Genomic DNA, 22,342 nt, shown 5'->3' with positions numbered 1-22,342 from the left:
CAATCATTGACTATTTGGCAAAAAAAACAAAAAGCTCTCTTTCCTATAAAAAGAAAAAGAGCTATTATGCGAATTACTTTCTTAAAAGAGATTGCTGAACGGTTGCCCTTCTACCTATCGATTCATAGGTTAAGCCCGCTTTTTTGACATCTTTCAAAGAATAGCAGTTCCTTCCATCAATGATAATAGGGTTTTTCATAAGCTGCTTGTACTTTTCAAGCTCTAACTCTTTAATTTGATTCCATTCAGTGAAAATGAAACATATATCAGCATCTATTAATGCTTCTTCAATTGATTGGCTGTAATTAACTGTTTGCTTGAATATCTTTTTAAAGTTATCTATACCAACCGGATCCCAAACTTTCACATTCGCCCCATCTTCAATCATAATGGGAATATTAGTTAGAGACGGAGCTTCTCTCAAATCATCCGTACCAGGCTTAAAAGTTAGTCCGAGTACAGCAATAGTAAGGCCATCTAGACTAGTAAAATATTTTCTAGCCTTCTTTATCAATTTAATCTTTTGATTTTCATTTACTTCAATAGTCGCTTTTATAGTCTTAAGTTCATAATCATTATAATTCGCAAGCCAATGAAGAGCCTTCGTATCTTTGGGAAAACAGGAACCACCATAACCAATTCCTGCCTGTAGAAACTTGTTTCCAATCCTCGGATCCATTCCCATTCCCTTTGCAACATCTTCTATATTGGCTCCTACAATTTCACAAAGATTTGCAATCTCATTAATATAAGAAACCTTCAAAGCTAAAAAGTCATTTGCTGCATATTTGATCATTTCAGCACTATGCCTATCAGTCACTACAAAAGGGATATTAAAATTTTTATACATTTCTTTCATAACCTCTTCTGCATTATCCGACTCAACACCAAGAACAATTCGAGTAGCTTCCAATGTATCTTTTACAGCTGACCCTTGAGCTAGAAACTCTGGATTTGAGACTACATTAATCGTTACGGGATTTTGCAAATTTTCTTTAATTAATTTCTCTATTTTATCATTAGTCCCAATGGGAACAGTCGATTTAACCACGACGACACAATCTTTCTCAACCGTTTTTGCAATCTGTTTTGCCACTTCATTTATATATTGAAGGTTAGCCGACCCATCTTTTCTCTCTGGTGTTCCTACAGCTATGATAATAACATCCGCGTTACTATATGCTTCTTGATAATGACTAACGAATACAAGGCTCTCCCTGTTTTTCAACATTAAATCTTCTAATTGTGGTTCATAAATAGGCGAAATTCCTCTATTCAATAAATCTACTTTTCCTTGATCTATATCCACACATGTTACAGCATTCCCCTTCTCTGCCATACAAACAGCAGTGACTAAACCAACATAACCTGTACCGGCTACAGTAATATTCATTATAGGTCCCCCTGTATATACTGAAAAACAGAAAACCCCTACATAAAATAATATAGACGGTTTTCCAATAGTTATATTCTATTTTCAATAACCTTGATTTCTTCTAATTCCTCAAAAGAATTTCATTTAATATCAGTGCAATAAACCTTTTTAAAATAGTCTCTAAGCTAAAAAATTAAAATTCACTCGAATATTGTTCTTTAAAATATTTTTGATATTCTCCACTTAAAATTTGTTCCCACCATTGTTTATTATCCAGATACCATTGAATGGTTTGAGCAATACCTGTCTCAAAATTGTAAGTCGGTTTCCAACCCAATTTTTCTAATTTAGTAGGATCTATTGCATACCTTTTATCATGTCCAAGACGGTCTTCTACAAATTCAATTAAGTCTTCTGATTTACCAAGTGTGTTAATAATTGTTTTAACCACTTCTAAATTGGTTCGTTCATTATGACCACCTACATTATATACTTCTCCATCTAAGCCTTCATGTAAAACCAAATCTATAGCAGTACAGTGATCTTTGACATGCAACCAGTCTCTAATATTCTTTCCATCTCCATATACAGGTACCTTTTGGTCGTTAAACACTCTTGAAATTGTAAGAGGAATCAATTTTTCCGGAAAATGATATGGACCATAGTTATTAGAGCATCTCGTTATGTTAATTGGAAGATTATACGTTTCATAATAGGCACTAACTAACATATCAGATGAAGCTTTACTTGCGCTATATGGACTATTTGGTTGTAGTGGTGTTTGTTCAGTGAAAAAAGTTTCAGGATTAAAATCTAACTCTCCATAGACTTCATCTGTCGACACATGAACAAATTTAGTAATGCCATGTTCTCTAGCAGCATCTAATAAAACTTGAGTACCCAGCACATTTGTGACAACAAATATTTCAGGGTTTGTTATGGAACGGTCCACATGACTTTCGGCTGCAAAATGGACCACAAAATCAAACTTCTCTTTTTCAAATAGTTCCATAATGGCTTTTCTATTAGCTATATCAGCTTTAATGAAATGATAATTTTTCTTTTCCTCAAAATCATTGTGTTTTGTTAAGTCACCAGCGTAAGTTAACAAATCCAGATTATAGATATCATACTCTGTGTATTTCTTTACCATATGTTGAACAAAATTACCGCCTATAAAACCTGCGCCACCAGTAACTAATATCTTTTTATTTTTCACATTCATCCACCTCTTTATCTAATTCAACTAAAAACCGTCTTATTGAATCTTGCCATGGAGGCAACTGTATAAACCCATTATCAATTATTTTTTGCTTAGACAAACGAGAGTTTTTTGGACGTACTGCCCTCGTTGGGTATTCATCTGTTTTAATTGAATGGACCTTTACCTTTTTATTCGCTTGAATAAATATTTCATGAGCAAACTCTGACCAACTACAAAACCCTTCATTTGTAACATGGTATATTCCGTATTTATCCGTTATTACCATATCCATTAATAAACAAGCTAAGTCAACTGTGTAAGTAGGAGAACCAACTTGATCACCCACAATACTTAATTCTTCTCGAGTTTCTGATAACCTCAGCATGGTTTTAACGAAATTATTCCCGTTTATTCCAAAAACCCAAGATACTCTTACTATAAAGTACTTATTAAGCACTGATATAACCGATTTTTCTCCTTGATACTTAGTTACCCCATATTGACCAATGGGGTTAGGGATATTCATTTCCGTGTATGGTTTATCTCCTAATCCATCAAATACATAATCGGTACTAATGTAGATGAGTTTAGCATCTATTACTTTTGCGACTTCTGCCAAATATCTTGTACCATTAACATTTACTTCATGAACCTTTTCTATATCATCTTCAGCTTTGTCTACTGACGTATAAGCAGCACAATGAATAATTACCTCTGGGTGTAAAGTACGAACATATTCATAAACATCTTCTTTATTGGTAATATCTAGGTCTGCAGAGCTAGTACCAAACATATCAAAACCACGTTTGTTTCCCTCACGCAGGACATCATATCCGAGTTGTCCACCTATCCCTGTTACTAGTATTTTCATGTAATCAACCCTTAACTTTGAAGTTATTATCAGCGTCTCTCAATAATGGAGCATTTTCATCCTTTTCTGATAAAACTGGTTGTATATCTATTGGCCATTCGACTGCAATTTCTGGATCATTCCAGGTAATGCCTCGATCGTTCTCAGGAGAATAAAGTTCATCCACTTTATATTGAACTTCAACATCATCAGTTAGAGTCATAAAGCCATGAGCAAAACCCTTTGGAACTAATAATTGTTTCTTGTTTTCTACACTTAGTTCTATACCAAACCATTTTCCGTATGTAGAGCTTCCCTTTCGAATGTCAACAGCCACATCAAAGATTGAACCTTTTGTACAACGCACAAGCTTTGTTTGTGCCTTTGGATCTTTTTGATAATGTAACCCACGTAATGTTCCTTTTGTAGCAGAAAAAGAATGATTATCTTGTATAAAAGCATTATCTATACCAGCATTTTTAAAAATCTTTTCATTATATGTTTCTGTAAACCACCCTCGGTGATCACCGAATATTTTTGGTTCAATGACTATTACACCATTTAATAGAGTTTTAATGAATTTCACAATTTTCCTCCCACTAAGTTTTCTTCGACTAATACTTGTTCTGCTAAACGTAACATATATTGTCCATATTCATTTTTCTTTAAAGGTTCAGCCAACTTTAGGAGTTGATTTCTAGAAATATATCCTTTGCGATAAGCAATTTCTTCTAAACAAGCAACCTTTAAACTTTGACGTTTTTCAATGGTTTCTATAAAAGTAGACGCCTCTAGTAAAGATTCATGAGTCCCAGTATCTAACCAAGCAAACCCACGGCCCATTAACTCTACTTGAAGCTTTCCTCTCCGTAAATATTCCTCGTTAACTGCTGTAATTTCTAGTTCTCCACGTTCAGAAGGTTTTATCATTTTCGCTATATCAACTACTTCATTATCATAAAAGTAAAGACCGGTCACTGCATATGTTGATTTCGGTTTTTTTGGTTTTTCTTCAATAGAGATGGCCTTTCCATTTTTATCAAAGTCCACCACACCAAAGCGTTCTGGATCTTTGACATTATAACCAAATACCGTGGCTCCTTTTGATCGGCTCGCAACCCGTTCTAAAACTTTTGTAAAGCCATGACCATAGAAAATATTATCCCCGAGAACTAAAGCAACGGAATCGCCACCTATGAATTCCTCCCCAATAATAAAAGCCTGTGCTAAACCATCAGGTGAGGGTTGTATAGCATAACTTAATTCCATCCCTAAATCTTTACCATTACCAAGAAGCTGTTCAAATCTATGTGTATCTTCTGGAGTTGAAATAATTAATATCTCCCTAATGCCTGCCAGCATTAATACAGATAAAGGATAGTAAATCATTGGTTTATCATAAACCGGGATTAGTTGTTTTGAGATTGACTTAGTAATTGGATAAAGTCTAGTGCCGCTTCCCCCTGCTAAAATTATACCTTTCATTTTGTTTCCTCTCTCTCTTTGGCTATAAATTTGAATTTTATTAAATTTATTATCTTAAAAACTAATGTATCTCTAATTATTAATAAACTAATACCGTATGTTGTTATTCCTATAGCAATTTGTGTGAATGTAAGAAGAATAGGAGATAAATTCACCGTTAAAGTAAATAAAATGATAATGATATACATAAATAAACCTAAACACATGTACTTAATTATCTCTTTCCCAATGAATCCCATATCAAAATATTTTCTTGTAAAATACATTTGAGTTAATGCTCCAATGCATTCTGCTGATAATAGTGATATCGATGTTGCTATCGATCCAAGCGAAGACACTAATATTAAATTTACTAATACACTACAAATAGCACCTACAGTTACAGAGAATAAATATTTATTTTGCTGATTTGTCGATACTAAAATTTGGATACCAAAAACCGTCGCCATTCCTACAAATAACATAATAGGACTCATTAGAATTATTAGAAATGAAACTGATTCATACCCTTTGCCGAAAAACCAGCCTACAAAGTTAGGAGTAACAGCAATTAAACCAAAAATCATTGGAAATGTAACAAAGAAAACATATTGTATTGTACCTTTAGAATATTTCTTTATAGCAGCTATGTTCCCTTTAGAAAATTCCGATGATACTCTCGGTAACATAATCGTACCAAGAGAAGTAATTACACCTAAGCCTAAATTTATAATTTTATTTGCTTGGTTGTAAAAACCCACTTCGGTTTCGCCAGATGTATTTCCAAGTATAATTCGGTTAATAAGAATATAAATTTGGACTGCAATCTGTGGTAAAAACAACATAAAAATAGGTCTTATGTGTTTTTTAAAATCAAATATTTTTATTTTTACATATGTAATTTCCCTTACCAAAGGAATCCACATAATTAGTTGGCCTATAAAAAGGGTAATAACATTTATTAAAATATACACCTTTAAATCAGTAGATTCTTTTACTAGAATAAATACTAATGCAATACTAAGCAATCTAACAAATATATTTCGTATAGCAACCTTTTTAATTTGCTCTGTACCATAAAAATACCAAGAAACATCCAAAGCTGTTGCTAAAAAACTTATTATGTGAATAAGAAATAAAATTTTATAATCACTTATTAAACTTATAAATATGAAGTACAAAACCAATATGATTATTGAGGAAAATAGTTGAAAGGTATAAATCGAAAAAAACTCTTTTGAAATTTCTTTTTTATTCTGCTTAGTTGCGATTTGCCTACTTCCATATAAAGGAATACCTAACAACGTACATATTATAAACAATTGAACAATTGATGTTACATATGCATCAATACCGACTCCCTCTGGCTTTAGTATTCTTGATACGTATGGAGTTGTTATAAAGGGTGTTATCATCAATACCAATTGATATATAACTGTAAAAATATAATTAGAAAATAATTTATTCATATAAGCCACTTAACTTCCTTGATTTCCTAATATTTTAACAAATGGTTATTTTGATTTAGAGGTCCCGTGAATTAATGAGCATAAACTTAGTGTAAAAGATAATGTAAAAGTTGTAGTTATATATGTTAATCCCTCATAAAAAAACAAATGGATAAGAATACTAATCAAACAAATAAAAGGTATTATATCTCTCTTGACATCTTGTGAGTTCAAATAAATTTTTTTTATATGTGTAAAGATTCTATAAACAACAATTAAACCAATCAATAAAACACCAACAAAACCAATGTTATAAAGTAAAGTAAAATACTGATTATCTATTAAATAAAAATTATCCCCATAGATAGTAGTACCCATTGACTCTAAATTATAAGTAAGCCTTCCATATCCATTACCAAATAAAAACTTTATAGGATTTGAGTTATTAACCATCTCATCTATAACAAATTCCATTCCATAGTACCTTTGATAAAAAGATCCACTATCTTCAGTTGTTGTTATTGCTAAAAAACGATTAACAATCAATTCATATATACTATTTCCACCGATTTTAATATAATTTACCAAACAAAATGTAATGGTAATAATAATTGTAAATCTTAATAATTTAAAAACTGATTTACTAATTGACATTTCTCTGTTTTTAATTATAGAACAAGCCCCTATAATTAATTTATAAATAAAAAATGAAGCAGCAATTGCAATTAAAGTACTTCTTGAAAAAGTTAAGAAAACTGCTCCTAGATTAATAAATGAATATATATAGTATTTTATTTTTTTCTCATGTTGACCTAAATAATAAGAAATATACATTATTACCATAGAAAATGTAGACATTGGTATAGGATGATATAGCGTACCGCTCACTCTATAATATGGATTGAAACCATCTATTTCATTCTTATAAGAGAAATAATTTTGAAAAAATAAATTTCTTTGAAGAATATATTCAAAAAAACAATATAAACTTACTATAGTTCCCAATACTACCATTAATTTCAGTATTCTTATTTTCCTCTTTTGATATATAAAAAAATAATTGAATACCCAATATAATAAAATCAAAAGATTAATATAGTAAAACTCTTTTAAAAAAAACGAAAAATAACCGGTTTTATAATAAAATAAATAAATTAAGCCTGACATATATAATATAAATATTAAGATATTGTTTTTATATTGATGAAAATTAGAAAAACCTCTTATTAAGAAAAACAAAACTATTACATATAATAGAAACAAAAGTTGAATAATTAAGTGTCTATTTATAAGTATTGCTGTAAAAGGTACAAAAATAATTAATACAAATAAATAAAACTCACTTAATTTCATTTCTCTGTTCATTACTTCACCTCTAGAGAAGAAAATAAAATATATAAGTGATGTATATTTTATTTTTCACTTTCACTTAATGCTTGTTTAACTGCATTTATATAAGAAAATCCATTCTTTTTATCTGGTTCTAAATAGGTTCCTTCGGCCCATTCATTCCAAGCATTTATGAATAAAAACTCACTTTGATAAAGTTCTTTCCCTCTTTTTATTTGTTGTCTTAGATAATACTCAAATTTCTCAGGAGTTGCACCATTAAACACTAAAGCATTTTCTCCTTTTCTAGCTGTATTATCCCAGTCTACAAATGCACCTAAGAATATATCCTTTTTCTCTACATACATATTTCTCTTTAGAATTCTTTTCCATGTTATGTCATAATCCATTGTTTTGTATATAAAGGATCCTTTTTGGGGCATCAAGGAAATATTTTTTAATTTATTAAGTAGTTTATCTATCATTGGGCGATCATGATGTATTGTAAAATTTGGTTCAAATTGAATTACTGCTTCAGATGTATTTGATACTTCTTTCTTTTGTAATCCGTTTAATGTCTCAATAATATATAATCCTTCTAAACCATTTTCTTTTGCTTTATTTATCCAGAAATCAAATAATTCTTCATGGTTAGGGATACTCTCAATCTTATAAATTACTAAAACTGGCTTATTGTCTACTTTTATATATCTTTCATCTTTAAAAAACTTTAACATATATTCAAAATGATTTAACCAATCTTCTGTATCTCCATATTCCTGTGATAAAAGAACTTCATTCGTTTTTCCATCCCATGATCTAGTCCATGGTTCATTTGCCCACGAAATGCAAAAAGGCAAATCAATATTCTCATTTTTTAAAACCTGCTCTAATGGCTTTTGTAAAACCATTTTTCCATTGAACCAATAATGATAATAACAAAATCCATATATACCATGATTTTTGGCTAATTCAACTTGCCACAATTTAGTTTCATCATCCAATAAATTGTAGTAATTATCATTATAAGGTTCTTTAGGTTGATACTGTTGATTAAATAGTGGCCTAGCCTTCTTTGTATTTGACCATTCTGTAAAACCTTCTCCCCACCATTCATCATTTTCAGGAATAGAGTGATACTGTGGTAAATAAAATGCAATCAACTTCATTAAATTACTCCTTCATTTTAGTCCATTAACCTTAGTAAATGAAAAATGGATTTCAAAGATTCTTTATAAATAAATCTATTTTTTTGTAAATTATTTTTTAAATATTCATTCGTTGCAGAATCCTCTTTATGGAATATTACTAGCTCTGGACTATATAATGTTTTTAATTTGTTCTTTTTGCAAAGATAAAAAAGTATATCCTCTTCGAAATACATAAAGGTTTTATCATATAATCCATCATAATCTTTAATATATTCTGGTGAAAATATTAGACAACTACCATGTAACTGAACATTTTTTAATACCTTACTATGATTACTAGCAAAACCTTTTTCTTGCTTAAATATTTTCAAAATCTTCTTAACTATAGATTCCAATCTTAAATAATTCATTATAAGTAAAGCTAAATGTCTTGTTATTTGAAACAAGACGTCTTTTCTTCTATCAATTCTGAGAGGCTGCGGATTTTGATGATATCTATCTACAGTGGATATAATATCAGGTCCCATTAAAGCGAACTTATGTTTGTTATAAACACTAATCAGTTTTTCCAGAAAATCTTTTTGTTCTATAATTGTGTCATTATTAATTAAAAGAATAAAATCAGCATGATAATAATTCTTAGCCTTAAGAAAGCCAATGTTATTACCTTTAGCAAAACCTAAATTTTTATTGGTTAATATAATATCTACTTTGCTATATTTTTCATATTTTATCTTTAACCTATTTCCTGAACCATTTGGAGATCCATTATCTACAACTAAAATTTTATAATTCTCATATTTTACATTCTTTAATATAGATTCAATACACTCTATTGTGTCTTGTTCAGTTAGATAATGTAAGATAACAATTGATATTTGCATTCATCTTTCCCCTATATTTCAGTTATAATCTTTGAAATATTTTCTGCGTAATTCGCTATGTTAAAATTAGTAAGTCTTTTTTTCTTTCCTTTTTGACCAATACTCTTTCTTAAATCACTATTAGAAACTAATTCTAATACTATTCTACTCATTTCTCTGGCATTGATATAATCCACTAAAAATCCATCTATATTATTTTCAATTATTTCAACTGGCCCTCCATGATTTGTTGCAACAACGGGTATCCCTTTTTCCATGGCTTCTAATATCACTAAACCAAATGGTTCAGGCTGAATAGAGGGTAATATAAATACATCTATATTATTATAAAATGAATTCATATCCTCAACATGACCCAATAATGTTATTCTTGACTCTAAATTATTTTCTTTAATATAGTCCTTTAGGTCTTCTAAGATATGTTCTTCCCCTTTATAGACATCTCCGGCAATAATGAATCTTATTTTTTTACTTTTTCCCCCAACTTCTTTAGCCATATCTACAAAGAGTTTTTGACCTTTCCACCGATTAATCCTACCTGCCATCCCAATAATAATTTCATTATCAGCATTTAACTTCTTACTTACTTCTTTCCTTTGTACACTTTCAATCGCATTATATACCACCCTTACCTTTTCATTATTTCTACTAATTGCTAATGCCGTTGCTTTACTATTGGCGATAATTCTATCCGAGAAAATATTTACAATTTTAGATACTACTTTTCTTTCTAATTGATTTTCAATAATTTCTCTTATATGCCATATACTCTTTTTTCTTAAAAGTTTTGCAGCAATTCCCCCAGGAAACACAACAGATGTGTTTGTATATACTACATCTATCCTATTCATTCTTATAATTCTAATTAAATAATATACTGAATTAATAAAAGTATTCGTATACTGTATGATCCCTTTCATCGATAAATGCTTTCTCCTTAATATAGCAATTTCTTTAATGATGACCTTAACATTATTAATCTTCTTCAACTCATCAACTAACGGTCCACTTTCCGGTAAGATAATTGTTATTTGAAACTTTTTTTCATCCATATTTTTAATTAAATTCAGCAATGATCTATCTGAACCATATAATTCTGAACTAGAGTGTAAAAATAGTATTTTCTTCATAAAATTCCTTCTTTTTTCTAAAAGATAAGTTTCAAATAATTAAACCTTCGTAAAATTATGGATATCGCTAAATCACTTTAAAAAACATTTCTCATACTGATTCACGATTAATTCCCAAGAATACGCTTCTTGAATTCGTAGAATCGCTTTTTCCTGCTTCTGTTTTATTTCTGTCTCTGCTAGTAAATCAACAAATTCAATAATTCCAGCCAGATTTCCGTCCTCTTTATTGAAATAATGTACTGCATCTTTTCCTACTTCTCTATTAAAATTCACATCTAAGAGTATATTTAATGACGTAGTTGCCATTGCTTCTAGTAATGAAGGATTAGTTCCGCCTACTTCGTGTCCATGAAAGTATCCATATGCACCTTTTCTAACTTGATATAATAAATCTTGTTCATAAATTGTTCCAACAAACTTTACTCTATTGTCAGTATCAAATTTAGTTCTTTTCTTTAATTCCTTATAAAACTTATTTCCCTCTACATTTGTTACAATAATAAGCGACTTTTGTGACTTAGTTCTCATAAATTCTCGAATAACTATTTCATAATTATTTTCTGCAACAAATCGCCCAACAATTAAGTAATAATCATTCCGTTCTAAATTCCAATGTCTTAACCATTCATTATATTTTTTTTCGGTATATTTTTCTGGTTTATTTATCGTAGCCCCATATGCTATGAAAGTTGTTTTCGGTTGATAAGATCTATATTCTGACTTTATGTAATTTTCAATGGCCATGGAATCACAAATTACTAAATCTGTATTTTTTATCGTGAGCCGTTCTGATAGTTTCCAATACTTACGAATTAGCCAATTCCATTTTGCTCTTTTCCACTCATGACCATCAGGATTTACATATATCGATACATTTAACCGTTCAAACTTTTTTTTATAGAACTTCATAAATGGACCAATTCTACAGGCTAAAATATACACAATAGCATTTTCCACACGATTTTTTTTAATATATTCGTATACTCTTCTTAATGAATAGATATCATAAATTACGGCTGTAGCTGGACCAACATTAGGAACTTTAACATTGAAGCACCTTGCATTATTATATTGGTATTCTTCATCGTTCTCTTTCGATAAACATGAAACATGATATATAATCTCATTTGTAGTTTTGTATTCTGTTAACTTATCAACAAAAGTCTCAAAACCACCATAATTAGATGGTATTCCTTTACTCCCAATTACAAAGATATTTTTCATTATTTTAATTTAAGTCCCTTCTAATTATTATTAATCATTGTTTTTACACATCTAACTTATGAATCAATGTGCATTTTCACTTCCAAATAATACTCCAATTGTTTTAATAATAATTAAAAGGTCAGAGAATATACTACGTCTTTTAATATACTCTATGTCTAATTCAACCATTTCTTTAAATCCAACACTGTTTCTAGCACTCACTTGCCACAAACCTGTACATCCTGGAGTAATAAGCAATCTTTGTTTATCATATGGCGTATATTGTGCAACTTCTCGTTGAAGTGGTGGACGTGGGCCTACTAAACTCATCTCACCTTTTAGAACATTCATAAGCTGAGGTAGCTCATCTACACTGGTTTTTCGAATGAATTTCCCTATTCTTGTAACCCTAGGATCTTTCTTCATTTTAAACATCGCACCCGTTACTTCATTTAATAAAAGTAAATCTTTTAGTTTTTCTTCTGCATCCGAGACCATTGATCGAAATTTATACATTTGGAACTCATTTTCATCTTTTCCTACTCTTATTTGCTTAAAAAACACTTTACCTTTTGGATCTTCAATTTTAATTAAAACAGCAATAATAAAAAAAACAGGTGATAAAAGTATAAGTCCTATAAGTGATCCACTAATATCTATTAATCTTTTAATTCTTAAATAATTCATATCACTATTTACTTGTTCAAGCGTTAATAAGTGATCCCCTGATTCTGTTCTCTGCTCAACTGCTACAGCTTTCAACCTAGCTTCTCCCCCTCACCAGATTTATTTTATTTTTGTTTCTCCAATAAGCTCTCCAAAAAATTCAATACATCAGTCCTCAGAGTTTTATCTTTCAAAGCAAATTCAATCGTAGTTTGAATAAAACCCAATTTCTCCCCTACATCAAATCGTTTTCCTTCAAAGTCATAGGCAAACACTCTTTGAATTTCATTCAATTTTTGAATAGCATCTGTCAGTTGGATTTCTCCGCCCGCTCCTATTTCTTGTTTTTCTAAAAACATAAATATTTCTGGGGTAAATATGTATCGCCCCATAATTGCTAAGTTGGATGGTGCTGTTCCTTTAGCTGGCTTTTCAACAAAATTATCAACTTCATAGCGTCGGCCATTTTGGTTACTTGGATCGACGATGCCATAACGGTATGTTTCTTCTTCTGGGACGGTTTGGACACCGATGACAGACGATAAAGTTTTATCATATTCATTTATCAACTGTTTTAAGCAAGGTGTTTCTGCTTGGACAATATCATCACCTAGTAAAACGGCAAACGGTTCATTACCAATGAATTTCCTTGCACACCAAACTGCATGACCTAATCCTTTTGGCTCTTTTTGTCTGATGTAGTGGATATCAACTTTAGAAGGGGCTTGGACTTTCTCTAACAGTTCAAATTTATTCTTTTCCATTAAATTGTTTTCCAGCTCATAAGCATTGTCAAAATGATCCTCTATTGATCGTTTACCTTTCCCTGTAACTATAATGATGTCCTCAATACCTGAAGCCACAGCTTCTTCTATAATGTATTGAATGGTTGGCTTATCTACGATAGGAAGCATTTCCTTAGGCATGGCTTTGGTAGCTGGTAGGAACCTAGTTCCTAAGCCCGCTGCTGGAATGATCGCTTTTTTTACCCTTTTCATTCTTTTTCCCCCTCAAACATTTCAGTTGTCCAGAATTTTATATCTGGCTCTTAACATGAATAAATACATCTTTTTTGTGACAGGAAAAATTAAAATATCCCAAATATTTTTTTCTGTTTTATTTTCTCCGGAATCTCTTTGTATATAGCTTTCCCCTGCACAAGCAACTCTGCATTATCCAGAAACAAGTCAATCCAATCTACGCCAAATTTCTTTTCTACCACATCAAAGGCTTCATTCATTTTGAAACTTCTGCTTGTGACATTATGAGCATCGGATGAAATGAAATGTGTTAGATTAGATTCAATTAATTGTATGGTGAATTTTTGAATGTTTTTTCCAAAGCCACCTGAAACACTGGCTGCCGTCACTTGGGTTAGCGTTCCATTTTTCACAAAATTATAGAGGAGATCTGGGTTCTTGATTAGTTCTTGATTTCTTTCAGGGTGGACGATGATAGGAGTTAACTGTTCGAATTGAATATCGGATAACAATTGTTCCGTATAGCGTGGAACATGTGCTGATGGGAGCTCTATAAAAAGATAGTTTCCTCCATCATTCAAGGTGACAATCTCATCAAGTTTGTAATCTTTTAAAATTTCTCCATAAATCCTTGTTTCTTGTCCTGGTAGAATCTCTAATGGAATATTCTCTTTGATTAAGATTTCATTCAACTCAGCCACTTGGCTAATGATATCTTTTTTGCAATTTTTATATTTCCCATTTTTGTGATGGGGCGTTGCGATAATCTTATGAATGCCTTCTTCGACGGCCATTCTCGCCATCGCTATACTATCCTCGATAGTTTGTGCTCCATCATCAATTCCCGGTAATATGTGTGAATGGATATCGATCATCTTTTAGACACTCCCTATATGTAAATCTTAATACCCAATAAAATACCTTTTATTACCTTTTTTATGTATTATACTGCAAAAAATCAGGAAATAAGCTATTTTTCTACTTATTTCCATAATAATAGTAGTATTGGTCGTTTTTTGGCATTTTTTTATTGTTCAGAACCACTCCAAGAAGATTACAAGAAGCTGAAGTTAACAGTTCTTTCGCTTTTAACGCTTGTTCTGTTTCTGTTTTCCCACTAGAAATGACTAGAATTGTACCGTCACAGCTATTCGACAAAATTTGGGCATCTGTTACCGCTAGAACGGGTGGTGTATCCATAATGATGACATCAAATTCTTGATAGAATTGTTCAAATAACTCAGTCATTGATTTAGATCCGAGAAGCTCTGCTGGATTAGGTGGAATAGGACCACTTGATAATACAAACAGGTTTTTCTCATCTGTTTCAATCGCTGCTTCATTTAACTCCATACGCTTTGTTAAAACATTCGTTAATCCAAATGTATTCGGTAAATTAAAGGTGTAATGAACAGTTGGTTTTCTTAAATCGGCATCAACAAGCAGGACTCTTTTTCCCTGCTGTGCGAATACGACAGCAAGATTCGCCGCTGTTGTTGATTTTCCTTCCCCCGGTGCTGAAGATGTGACCATGATGGAACGTACTTCTGAATCCACTGCTGAGAATTGGATATTGGTTCGGATTGTTCGATATTGTTCTGATATCGGCGATTGGGGATTTAATTTCGCAATCAACTTTCGTTTTGTATCTAACTTTTTCTTTTTATCTTTGGGAGCCACTGGATTCACCTCTTCCTCGTGTCGTTCTTTCCTTACGAGACTTCATATCGTCTTGTCCATCAAAAGTCGTTATAACACCAAGTACCGGTAAGCCGAGTTGTTTCTCGATATCTTGTTCCGTTTTGATTGTGTTATCTAAATATTCAAGTAGGAAAGCTATTCCTACCCCAGCCATTAATCCGACTACTAGTGCAATCGCGATGTTCAATAACGGTTGTGGCTTAATAGGAGAAGGGTTTTCTACGTATTCTGCATTGGCCAAGACCGTCACATTATCTACATTCATAATTTCAACGATTTCCTTTTGGAATACTTCTGCTGTTTTATTGGCTATATCTACAGCAATTTGAGGGTTCTCATCCTCAACCGTAATATTGACTACTTGCGAATTTTGTTCACTGGCGACCAAAATCTTTTCATTTAACTCTGCTGGAGTCATGTCAAGATTTAGGTTTTCCTTAACTTTTTCCAATATCGCCGAACTTTTAATGATGACATTGTATGTATTAATCAATTGTAGGTTCGTTTGGACTTCATTGTAGTTATACAGTGCTTCTTCATTCTTAGATTGATTAACTAGTAACTGAGTTGATGCCTGGTATATGGGAGTTAAGAGAAAATAACTGACGACTCCACTCACCAAAACGGCCAACGCTGTAATTACGATGATTATATTCAATCTTTTTCTCAAGGTTAAAAATAGGTCTTTTAGACTGATTGTTTCTTCCATGATTTCCTCCAGATTTAAATTTACAACTATGGTAGTATATCACAATATATTGCCAATAAGTGATTTTTTTGTCATAATCCTAGGTAGTTAATATTAATATTAAACCTTATCTTACTATAAATTGGTATAGTTATTTATAAATTGGTATTAATTGCATAATTAAATAGAATTATTTGGAGGTTTATTATGAAAGTCTTTTTACCTATTTTTATGATTTTTGCATGCACTATATCTTTAGTTCTAGGAAATATTAATTGGCAGGATAAAGTCTCAAATGCTAGTAACATACCACTGGAGACAAACACTAAAAAGGAGCCTAACGAATCTACACCTTCCAATATGGAATTAGTAAAGTACACAGAAAATTGGCCTAAAGAAAGTAAAAATTTATATAAAGAAAGATTGGCGGAAGGAAAGACATTTAAGATTTTGATAGCTGGATCTAATTCGCTTGGAGGTAAGGACTATAGTTTACCTACTGACCTCGCTGACCGAATGAAACAAGTGTATGGTGAAACCGTTCAAGTTGACGAACTAATTTATGATCTCTTGTCTTCTCAGTTTGTAAGCCAAGACAAACAACAAGACTTAATTGAGAAAAATGCGGATTTAATTTTATTTGAACCGTTTACTTTAAAAGATAATGGAAATGTGGCCATTGAAGATTCACTTGATAATATTACAAAAATCATGGAAGATGTCACAGCAGCAAACAGTGATACGCAATTTATTTTACAGCCACCCAACCCTTTATTTGATGCAACATACTATCCTAACAAAGTAAAAGGATTGAAGAAATATGCCGAAGACAATGGTATTCCTTATCTTGATCACTGGAGCAATTGGCCGGAACAGGATACGGTAGAAATGAAAGAGCTGTTGTACCAAGACCCGAAATATCCTAATATTAGTTTACCTAATGAAGAAGGTTACAAAATCTGGAGCCTGTATCTGGAGGAATTTTTCATTAAACAGCCTTAATGCAACAGCCACATCCCTATAGAGAGATGCGGCTGTTTTTCATTATTCTTTTAAGAATGATGTGTAATAGAGATAGAAATTTTCTAAAATAGACCTAAAAATTTCTTCTTTTCAATCTTTTTCGGCATTTCCTTATAAGCTAGTTTTCCCTGCACAAGGAGCTCGGCATTGTCCATAAAGAGGTACACCATATCGACGCCATATTTGTTTTCAATCTCTTCAAAAGCCTGAACCATATGGAAGGACCGGTTTTTAGTATTGTGAGCATCTGATGCCACGTAATGGGTTAGGTTCAGTTCAATGAGCTGTTGAGCAAACTTTTTGATTTTCTTACCGTATCCGCCTACCAAACTTTTTGCTGTAATTTGTGTCATCGCGCCATTCTTAACAAGTTTATAAAGTCGATTAGGTGAATTTAAAAACTCCTGGTTCCTTTCAGGATGAACAATGATTGGGATGAACCCTTTCATTTGAATGTCAAATAACAAAGCATCTGTATAAACAGGAACAGAGTCTGTGGGCAATTCAATAAATAGATATCTTCCCGCATTATTTAATGTTAAAATTTCTCCTTTTTGATAGTCCGCTAGTATTTCACCATATATTCTAGTTTCCTGACCAGGCAAGACTTTTATATCAATTGCTTCCTCTTTCAACGCTTCATTAAGTTCCGTTACCTTCTCTAAAATATTGCTCTTGGTATTTTCAAAAAAGCCATTTTTATGATGAGGTGTGGCAATGATTGTATGAATTCCATCTGAAACGGCCAACTTCGCCATAGCTAAGCTCTCTGTAATATGCTTCGCTCCATCATCTATCGCCGGTAAAATATGAGAATGAATATCAATCAACTTTAAAACACCTTCCCTCTCTATCGGTCCTATTACTTATTTATTTAGTTAAATTTAACACTTTTAAGTATTTTATACAAATAAACTCGTAATATTTATGTATTTTTTGTGTCTTTAAAACTATTTCCATTATTTTTTAATAATTCCCCCCTATTATTTCTAGTTATAATTAATCAGTTCAGTTGATTGTTCACTTTTAACCTCTTACAATATAACGGCGCTCCTATCTACTCCATTTACCAATTCTCTTTATTTTCACTTCTACAGGAGACTTGTCCACTCCCTTTCTACTAAGATGCATAGTGTATTACTAGCTTCATATGAAAGGAGTGATTATAGTGAGTAAGAGGATAACCTTATCGACCGGTGTATTACGGGTAGAACCTGGAACCATCTCTGCTGTGGTGAATCTTGTTAATTTGGATAATCGGAGGCACCAAGTCAGGGTGGAGGTTTGGAACTGGTCTTTGTACTCCAATCCCACTCTTCTTCCCGTTCTGATTGGGAACAATGTACCCGTAGCTTTCCCTTATGTCCTTGAGCCAAATAATTTAGCTGTGATGTATGCGAATTTAACAGGTGTGTTATTCTATGAGATCCGTCTCAGCTATTCCGAAAATAAAAGTATAATCGCGAACTGTTTTGGCAGAAGCGGTACGTTATCTGCGCAGGAAGGAAATACTGTGCTTGATCATCAGCTCGTCCAAATCGATCCAGATTGCTAGTAGAAAAATAACTTTTTTGAGCCTTCTTCTTTGGCTCTTTTTTTGTGGAATAAGGGCTTGGGTTGAATTAATTGTTCTAACGGTTGAATTATTGCTTAGTTTGGTCGAATTAATTGAACTTATGGTTGAATTATTTTATTAAGTGGTCGAATTCCCGTCTAAGGAAGATTGATATACAAGCATGAAAAAGCGAAGAACTTTTTCCTTTAATAATACAATCAATGTACCGAAACGAGTAGTCTAATAGAAACAGCCCCCGAATTTCTTCGGAGGCCTGCTTCTAGTTATTTTTTTGATGTAACGACTGTCACAGACCTGGCTTTACTTGAATATCCCGTTTTACTTTTGGCAGTAACGGACAGCTTTGTTCCTGCTTTTTGCTTGTTTTTTATAGATATTTTAAATGTCCCCGAACTGTTCGTTTTGGCTTTTCCAAGCTGCCTGCTTCCTTTTTTGACCGTGACGGTCGCGCCTTTTTCAGCTTTTCCTGTAATCGTTTTAACATTGTCCTTGACTGTATTGACGGTCGGTTTAGCGACGTAGTTCACGGCTCTTTTGGCATTCACCCGGCCGTTTCCGTAAAGGTCATCTCTTCCCTTTTTGCCGAGATCATCGGCTGTGCTGAATAAACGTTCTTCGACTTGTTTATTCGTTAAGGATGGCTTGTTCCCCCATACTAAGGCTGCGACTCCTGTGACGATTGGTGCGGCCATCGATGTTCCCGTCATATATCCATATTTTTTAGAGGGAAGCGATGAATAAATCGAGTCTCCTGGTGCAGCAAGGTCAATATTGGCTCCATAGTTGGAATAGTCGGTGATTCGGTCCTTCTTCGATGTCGCACTGACGGAGATGACGTTATCATAGGAAGCAGGATAGGAATCCCAGTAGGTATCTTCATTTCCAGCTGAAGCGACAATGACCAACCCCATATCATGGGCATACTGAATGGCTTGATCTTCACTATAAGAATAACTGAAGCCTCCTAAACTCATGTTGATAATATTGGCTCCATATTCAACGGCATAATAAATGGCATAAATAAGATCAGATGAATAACTAATATCGCGATTGAATATATTAATCGGCATGATTCTAGTATTCGGGGCGACACCCGTTCCACCAGAACCATTGTTCATGGTTGCGGCGATGATCCCGGACACATGGGTCCCATGCTCACCTCTAGGCAAATAAGAGCTGCTGAAGTTCACCATGTCGTATGGCGCATAAAATTTCCCTTTCAAGTCTGGGTGATTCAAATCCGCTCCATCATCAATGACTGCTACGATAATGCTTTTGGAACCCTTCGTCTTATCCCAGGCTTTTTCCGTTTGGATCAACTTGTGATGGTATTGCTTAGTATAATGGGGATCACTCGGTTTTTTCATCTTTTGAATAAGATGATCCGGTTCCACGTACTCTACATTTTTATCTTTTTCCAGTTTCTTCATAAACCCCTTCACACTTGTCTCTTCAGGCACTTCCATCGTTTTCAAAAGGCCCTGATTATCGATTGTTTCCTCGCTCACATTATACTTCTTCAAACTTCCTTCTTTAGCTGAAGGTTTCATTTTGACTATGACTCTATCTGTTTCTATGTCGACTAGCCTTGACTGTTCAGCGGCTAGCGTATCAGTAGTGGTTCCTAGGCCTATATGCATTCCAAAAACGATGACAACCAATAAAGAAAAAATACGTTTCATTTTCATCCCTCTTTCTCCGACTCTCGAACCATAATATTACCAGTAATCAACCAATTAATATATGAATTTTACAAGTTTATTTCATATAAAGAGCCTCCCAGTTTCCCTAGGAGGCATCTATCGATAAAAAATTCATTTTTTAACTGTTACTTTTTTTGACTTGCTTGTATTTTTCGCTACGTCTTTAGCATAGACATACAGAATCTTCCCGACACTTTGCTTAGGAATCTTGACTGTAAATATGCCTTTTTTTGAAGCTTTGGCAGAGCCGATGACCTTATTCGATGCTTTTACATATACGGTTGAGCTTGCTTCTGCTTTCCCGGTCACCTTTGTCGTTTTGGGTGTGACTTTATTGACGGTCGGAATGCTAGGTGCCGTTTTATCGCTAACCGTAAGGGAGACCGGAACGCTTTTATTTCCCGGTTTGTCGATTACCCTAATGTAAATTTTCTGGCCAGCTTTCTGTTTGCCGATAGGCGCTGAAAATGTCTTTTCTCCGTTAATTTTCACGGTAGCGAGTGTTTTTTTACTTGTATAAATGGAGACGGTTCCTGTTTTAAAAGTACTAGGTAAGGTCCCTTTGATCTTCGTATCCTTATCTGAGATGTTAGTCACAGAAGGTTTGCTGAGCGTCTTCATCTCAAGCGCCTTTTTGGCATTGACACGCCCGTTGCCATAGTAGAGATCTTTCCCTTTTGTGCCAAGATCGACCGCCGAGTCATACAGTCGATATTCCACCGCTGATCTAGACAGTTTCGGTTCATTGGACCAAATGAGTGCGGCAACACCGGTGACCACAGGTGTCGCCATCGAAGTCCCGCTCATATAGGCATATTTATCATTAGGGAATGTCGATAGGATGTTATCACCCGGTGCTGTGATATCCAACGATGAATCATAATTGGAATAAGGGGCACGCTTGTCTTTTGAAGTGGTTGCACCCACCGAGATGACATGACTGAAGGCGGCGGGGTATACACGCTTATTGCTTTTTTTCTTATCCCCTTCATTTCCAGACGCCGCGATGATTAGTACCCCTTTTTTATAAGCCTCTTGTACCGCATTATTCAATGCTTTTGAATAATAGGTTTCTCCTAAACTTAGATTAATAATGTCGGCTCCGTTTTGGACGGCATAATGAATCGCTTCGATCATATCAACGGTATCTGCATATAATCCGTCAAACACGTTAATCGGCATAATTTTTATAGTAGGGGCGACACCCGTTCCACCCACTTGATTGTTGGCAGATCCGGCGATGATGCCCGCTACATGTGTGCCATGCTGTCCTTCGGGTAGGATGTTCTTCCGCTCACGTACGGCGTCATACCCTTTATAGATTTTCCCTTTTAAGTCTTCATGACTACGGTCAATTCCATCATCAATGATGGCGACGATCACTTCTTTTGAGCCCATCGTCTTTTTCCACGCAGCTTTTGTCCCAATCTTTTGATGATGCCATTGTTTGGTATACATCGGATCAGTCGGGCTTCCCATCTTTTCGAAAAGATAGTTTGGCTCCGCATACTCCACTTTTTTCTGTTCTTCAAGCTTTTCTATCAGCGTGGCAGTGGTTTCCCCTTTAGGGATGTCTACTTCCTCAATTAATTCGTTGATTGGTTCATTATTCTTTTCTATGTATTTGACGATGACGCCATCGGCACTAGGAGTTTCTTCTGCAAAAACGGTTCCCGTCTGCTGAATCGGCACAAATGGTAGGAGAAATATGATAGGTAGGAAGGACTGAAATAATTTTCGCATAGACACACTCCAAAAGATTGATATGGGTACTACCCATTGGTTATCCCTACCTAAATTGTATACTCATAGATTTAATTTTACTAATCTTTTCGTCTAGTCAATACGAACCAATTCCATTTTTATCAATCGAGTAGAGGGAAAATAAGCTAACTTATTTTCGCCCCTCTCACAACACCGTACGTACGGTTCGCGTATACGGCGTTTCAATTTATATTGCA

At 33.5% G+C, this 22,342-nt stretch carries 21 protein-coding genes; 2 read left to right on the top strand and 19 right to left on the bottom strand.

The features are described 5' to 3' along the window. Positions 1–73: 73 nt before the first annotated feature. The 16 genes from ACIQXN_RS19705 to ACIQXN_RS19630 form a co-directional block, all read right to left on the bottom strand. Entirely contained in the window at positions 74–1,393 is a 1,320-nt protein-coding gene (locus tag ACIQXN_RS19705; protein WP_402970676.1) for a UDP-glucose dehydrogenase family protein, read from the bottom strand. A gap of 175 nt (positions 1,394–1,568) precedes the next feature. Continuing rightward, complete coding sequence (rfbB, locus tag ACIQXN_RS19700; RefSeq protein WP_402970673.1) at positions 1,569–2,594, bottom strand: dTDP-glucose 4,6-dehydratase; 1,026 nt, start codon at positions 2,592–2,594, stop codon at positions 1,569–1,571. Beyond that, entirely contained in the window at positions 2,584–3,450 is an 867-nt protein-coding gene (gene rfbD, locus ACIQXN_RS19695; RefSeq protein ID WP_402970670.1) for a dTDP-4-dehydrorhamnose reductase, read from the bottom strand. The genes rfbB and rfbD overlap by 11 nt, the downstream gene beginning before the upstream one ends. A gap of 4 nt (positions 3,451–3,454) precedes the next feature. Next, a complete protein-coding gene (gene rfbC, locus ACIQXN_RS19690) occupies positions 3,455–4,015 on the bottom strand; it encodes a dTDP-4-dehydrorhamnose 3,5-epimerase (protein WP_402970667.1) in 561 nt (186 codons plus the stop codon). Next, complete coding sequence (rfbA, locus tag ACIQXN_RS19685) at positions 4,012–4,914, bottom strand: glucose-1-phosphate thymidylyltransferase RfbA (RefSeq protein ID WP_402970664.1); 903 nt, start codon at positions 4,912–4,914, stop codon at positions 4,012–4,014. The genes rfbC and rfbA overlap by 4 nt, the downstream gene beginning before the upstream one ends. Then, positions 4,911–6,362 carry a flippase gene (locus ACIQXN_RS19680; RefSeq protein ID WP_402970660.1) on the bottom strand — a complete coding sequence of 484 codons (1,452 nt, stop codon included), beginning with the start codon at positions 6,360–6,362 and terminating at the stop codon, positions 4,911–4,913. Before ACIQXN_RS19680 ends, rfbA begins: the two co-directional genes overlap by 4 nt. Before the next feature lie 45 nt (positions 6,363–6,407). Continuing rightward, on the bottom strand, positions 6,408–7,706 hold the full coding sequence (locus ACIQXN_RS19675) for a hypothetical protein (protein WP_402970655.1): 1,299 nt from the start codon (positions 7,704–7,706) through the stop codon (positions 6,408–6,410). Positions 7,707–7,753: 47 nt separating this feature from the next. After that, on the bottom strand, positions 7,754–8,839 hold the full coding sequence (locus tag ACIQXN_RS19670) for a glycosyltransferase WbsX family protein (RefSeq protein ID WP_402970652.1): 1,086 nt from the start codon (positions 8,837–8,839) through the stop codon (positions 7,754–7,756). 17 nt (positions 8,840–8,856) lie between these two features. Beyond that, positions 8,857–9,705 (bottom strand): glycosyltransferase, encoded by an 849-nt coding sequence (locus ACIQXN_RS19665; protein ID WP_402970649.1) that lies wholly within the window; start codon positions 9,703–9,705, stop codon positions 8,857–8,859. Between the two features lie 11 nt (positions 9,706–9,716). Further along, complete coding sequence (locus tag ACIQXN_RS19660) at positions 9,717–10,835, bottom strand: glycosyltransferase family 4 protein (protein WP_402970647.1); 1,119 nt, start codon at positions 10,833–10,835, stop codon at positions 9,717–9,719. A 72-nt stretch (positions 10,836–10,907) separates the two neighbouring features. Continuing rightward, on the bottom strand, positions 10,908–12,062 hold the full coding sequence (cps2T, locus tag ACIQXN_RS19655; RefSeq protein WP_402970644.1) for a beta 1-4 rhamnosyltransferase Cps2T: 1,155 nt from the start codon (positions 12,060–12,062) through the stop codon (positions 10,908–10,910). Positions 12,063–12,125: 63 nt separating this feature from the next. Then, on the bottom strand, positions 12,126–12,806 hold the full coding sequence (locus ACIQXN_RS19650; protein ID WP_402970641.1) for a sugar transferase: 681 nt from the start codon (positions 12,804–12,806) through the stop codon (positions 12,126–12,128). 29 nt (positions 12,807–12,835) lie between these two features. Beyond that, the gene (galU, locus tag ACIQXN_RS19645) at positions 12,836–13,708 is read right to left on the bottom strand and encodes a UTP--glucose-1-phosphate uridylyltransferase GalU (RefSeq protein WP_402970639.1); all 873 of its coding nucleotides are present in this window, start codon (positions 13,706–13,708) and stop codon (positions 12,836–12,838) included. 89 nt (positions 13,709–13,797) lie between these two features. After that, positions 13,798–14,565 carry a tyrosine-protein phosphatase gene (locus ACIQXN_RS19640; protein ID WP_402970637.1) on the bottom strand — a complete coding sequence of 256 codons (768 nt, stop codon included), beginning with the start codon at positions 14,563–14,565 and terminating at the stop codon, positions 13,798–13,800. A 103-nt stretch (positions 14,566–14,668) separates the two neighbouring features. Next, a complete protein-coding gene (locus ACIQXN_RS19635; RefSeq protein ID WP_402970634.1) occupies positions 14,669–15,370 on the bottom strand; it encodes a CpsD/CapB family tyrosine-protein kinase in 702 nt (233 codons plus the stop codon). After that, a complete protein-coding gene (locus ACIQXN_RS19630) occupies positions 15,354–16,100 on the bottom strand; it encodes a YveK family protein (RefSeq protein ID WP_402970632.1) in 747 nt (248 codons plus the stop codon). Before ACIQXN_RS19630 ends, ACIQXN_RS19635 begins: the two co-directional genes overlap by 17 nt. A 186-nt stretch (positions 16,101–16,286) precedes the next feature. Between ACIQXN_RS19630 and ACIQXN_RS19625 the strand changes: the two genes are divergently transcribed. Then, positions 16,287–17,081 carry an SGNH/GDSL hydrolase family protein gene (locus ACIQXN_RS19625; protein ID WP_402970629.1) on the top strand — a complete coding sequence of 265 codons (795 nt, stop codon included), beginning with the start codon at positions 16,287–16,289 and terminating at the stop codon, positions 17,079–17,081. A gap of 83 nt (positions 17,082–17,164) precedes the next feature. Here ACIQXN_RS19625 and ACIQXN_RS19620 read toward each other — a convergent pair whose 3' ends face one another. Continuing rightward, entirely contained in the window at positions 17,165–17,932 is a 768-nt protein-coding gene (locus ACIQXN_RS19620) for a tyrosine-protein phosphatase (protein WP_402970627.1), read from the bottom strand. Positions 17,933–18,270: 338 nt separating this feature from the next. On the opposite strand from ACIQXN_RS19620, the gene ACIQXN_RS19615 reads away from it, so the two are divergent. Continuing rightward, the gene (locus ACIQXN_RS19615; protein WP_402970624.1) at positions 18,271–18,657 is read left to right on the top strand and encodes a hypothetical protein; all 387 of its coding nucleotides are present in this window, start codon (positions 18,271–18,273) and stop codon (positions 18,655–18,657) included. 284 nt (positions 18,658–18,941) lie between these two features. On the opposite strand, the gene ACIQXN_RS19610 is transcribed toward ACIQXN_RS19615, so the two are convergent. Together ACIQXN_RS19610 and ACIQXN_RS19605 are read right to left on the bottom strand one after the other, a co-directional pair. Beyond that, complete coding sequence (locus ACIQXN_RS19610) at positions 18,942–20,360, bottom strand: S8 family peptidase (protein ID WP_402970621.1); 1,419 nt, start codon at positions 20,358–20,360, stop codon at positions 18,942–18,944. Between the two features lie 132 nt (positions 20,361–20,492). Next, positions 20,493–22,124, bottom strand: coding sequence for a S8 family peptidase (locus ACIQXN_RS19605; RefSeq protein WP_402970618.1), 1,632 nt, complete (start codon positions 22,122–22,124; stop codon positions 20,493–20,495). Between the last annotated feature and the right edge of the window lie 218 nt (positions 22,125–22,342).

Source organism: Peribacillus sp. NPDC097295 (genome assembly GCF_044761665.1).
Taxonomy (GTDB): domain Bacteria; phylum Bacillota; class Bacilli; order Bacillales; family DSM-1321; genus Peribacillus.
This window is presented reverse-complemented; position numbering and strand designations above follow the sequence as displayed.

Bases quoted from the DNA above. Each gene is read 5' to 3' on its own strand.
- ACIQXN_RS19705 (WP_402970676.1), bottom strand. From the start codon at position 1,393: ATGAATATTACTGTAGCCGGTACAGGTTATGTTGGTTTAGTCACTGCT.
- rfbD (WP_402970670.1), bottom strand. From the start codon at position 3,450: ATGAAAATACTAGTAACAGGGATAGGTGGACAACTCGGATATGATGTC.
- rfbA (WP_402970664.1), bottom strand. From the start codon at position 4,914: ATGAAAGGTATAATTTTAGCAGGGGGAAGCGGCACTAGACTTTATCCA.
- ACIQXN_RS19680 (WP_402970660.1), bottom strand. From the start codon at position 6,362: ATGAATAAATTATTTTCTAATTATATTTTTACAGTTATATATCAATTG.
- ACIQXN_RS19675 (WP_402970655.1), bottom strand. From the start codon at position 7,706: ATGAACAGAGAAATGAAATTAAGTGAGTTTTATTTATTTGTATTAATT.
- ACIQXN_RS19670 (WP_402970652.1), bottom strand. From the start codon at position 8,839: ATGAAGTTGATTGCATTTTATTTACCACAGTATCACTCTATTCCTGAA.
- ACIQXN_RS19665 (WP_402970649.1), bottom strand. From the start codon at position 9,705: ATGCAAATATCAATTGTTATCTTACATTATCTAACTGAACAAGACACA.
- ACIQXN_RS19660 (WP_402970647.1), bottom strand. From the start codon at position 10,835: ATGAAGAAAATACTATTTTTACACTCTAGTTCAGAATTATATGGTTCA.
- cps2T (WP_402970644.1), bottom strand. From the start codon at position 12,062: ATGAAAAATATCTTTGTAATTGGGAGTAAAGGAATACCATCTAATTAT.
- galU (WP_402970639.1), bottom strand. From the start codon at position 13,708: ATGAAAAGGGTAAAAAAAGCGATCATTCCAGCAGCGGGCTTAGGAACT.
- ACIQXN_RS19640 (WP_402970637.1), bottom strand. From the start codon at position 14,565: ATGATCGATATCCATTCACACATATTACCGGGAATTGATGATGGAGCA.
- ACIQXN_RS19630 (WP_402970632.1), bottom strand. From the start codon at position 16,100: ATGGAAGAAACAATCAGTCTAAAAGACCTATTTTTAACCTTGAGAAAA.
- ACIQXN_RS19625 (WP_402970629.1), top strand. From the start codon at position 16,287: ATGAAAGTCTTTTTACCTATTTTTATGATTTTTGCATGCACTATATCT.
- ACIQXN_RS19610 (WP_402970621.1), bottom strand. From the start codon at position 20,360: ATGAAACGTATTTTTTCTTTATTGGTTGTCATCGTTTTTGGAATGCAT.
- ACIQXN_RS19605 (WP_402970618.1), bottom strand. From the start codon at position 22,124: ATGCGAAAATTATTTCAGTCCTTCCTACCTATCATATTTCTCCTACCA.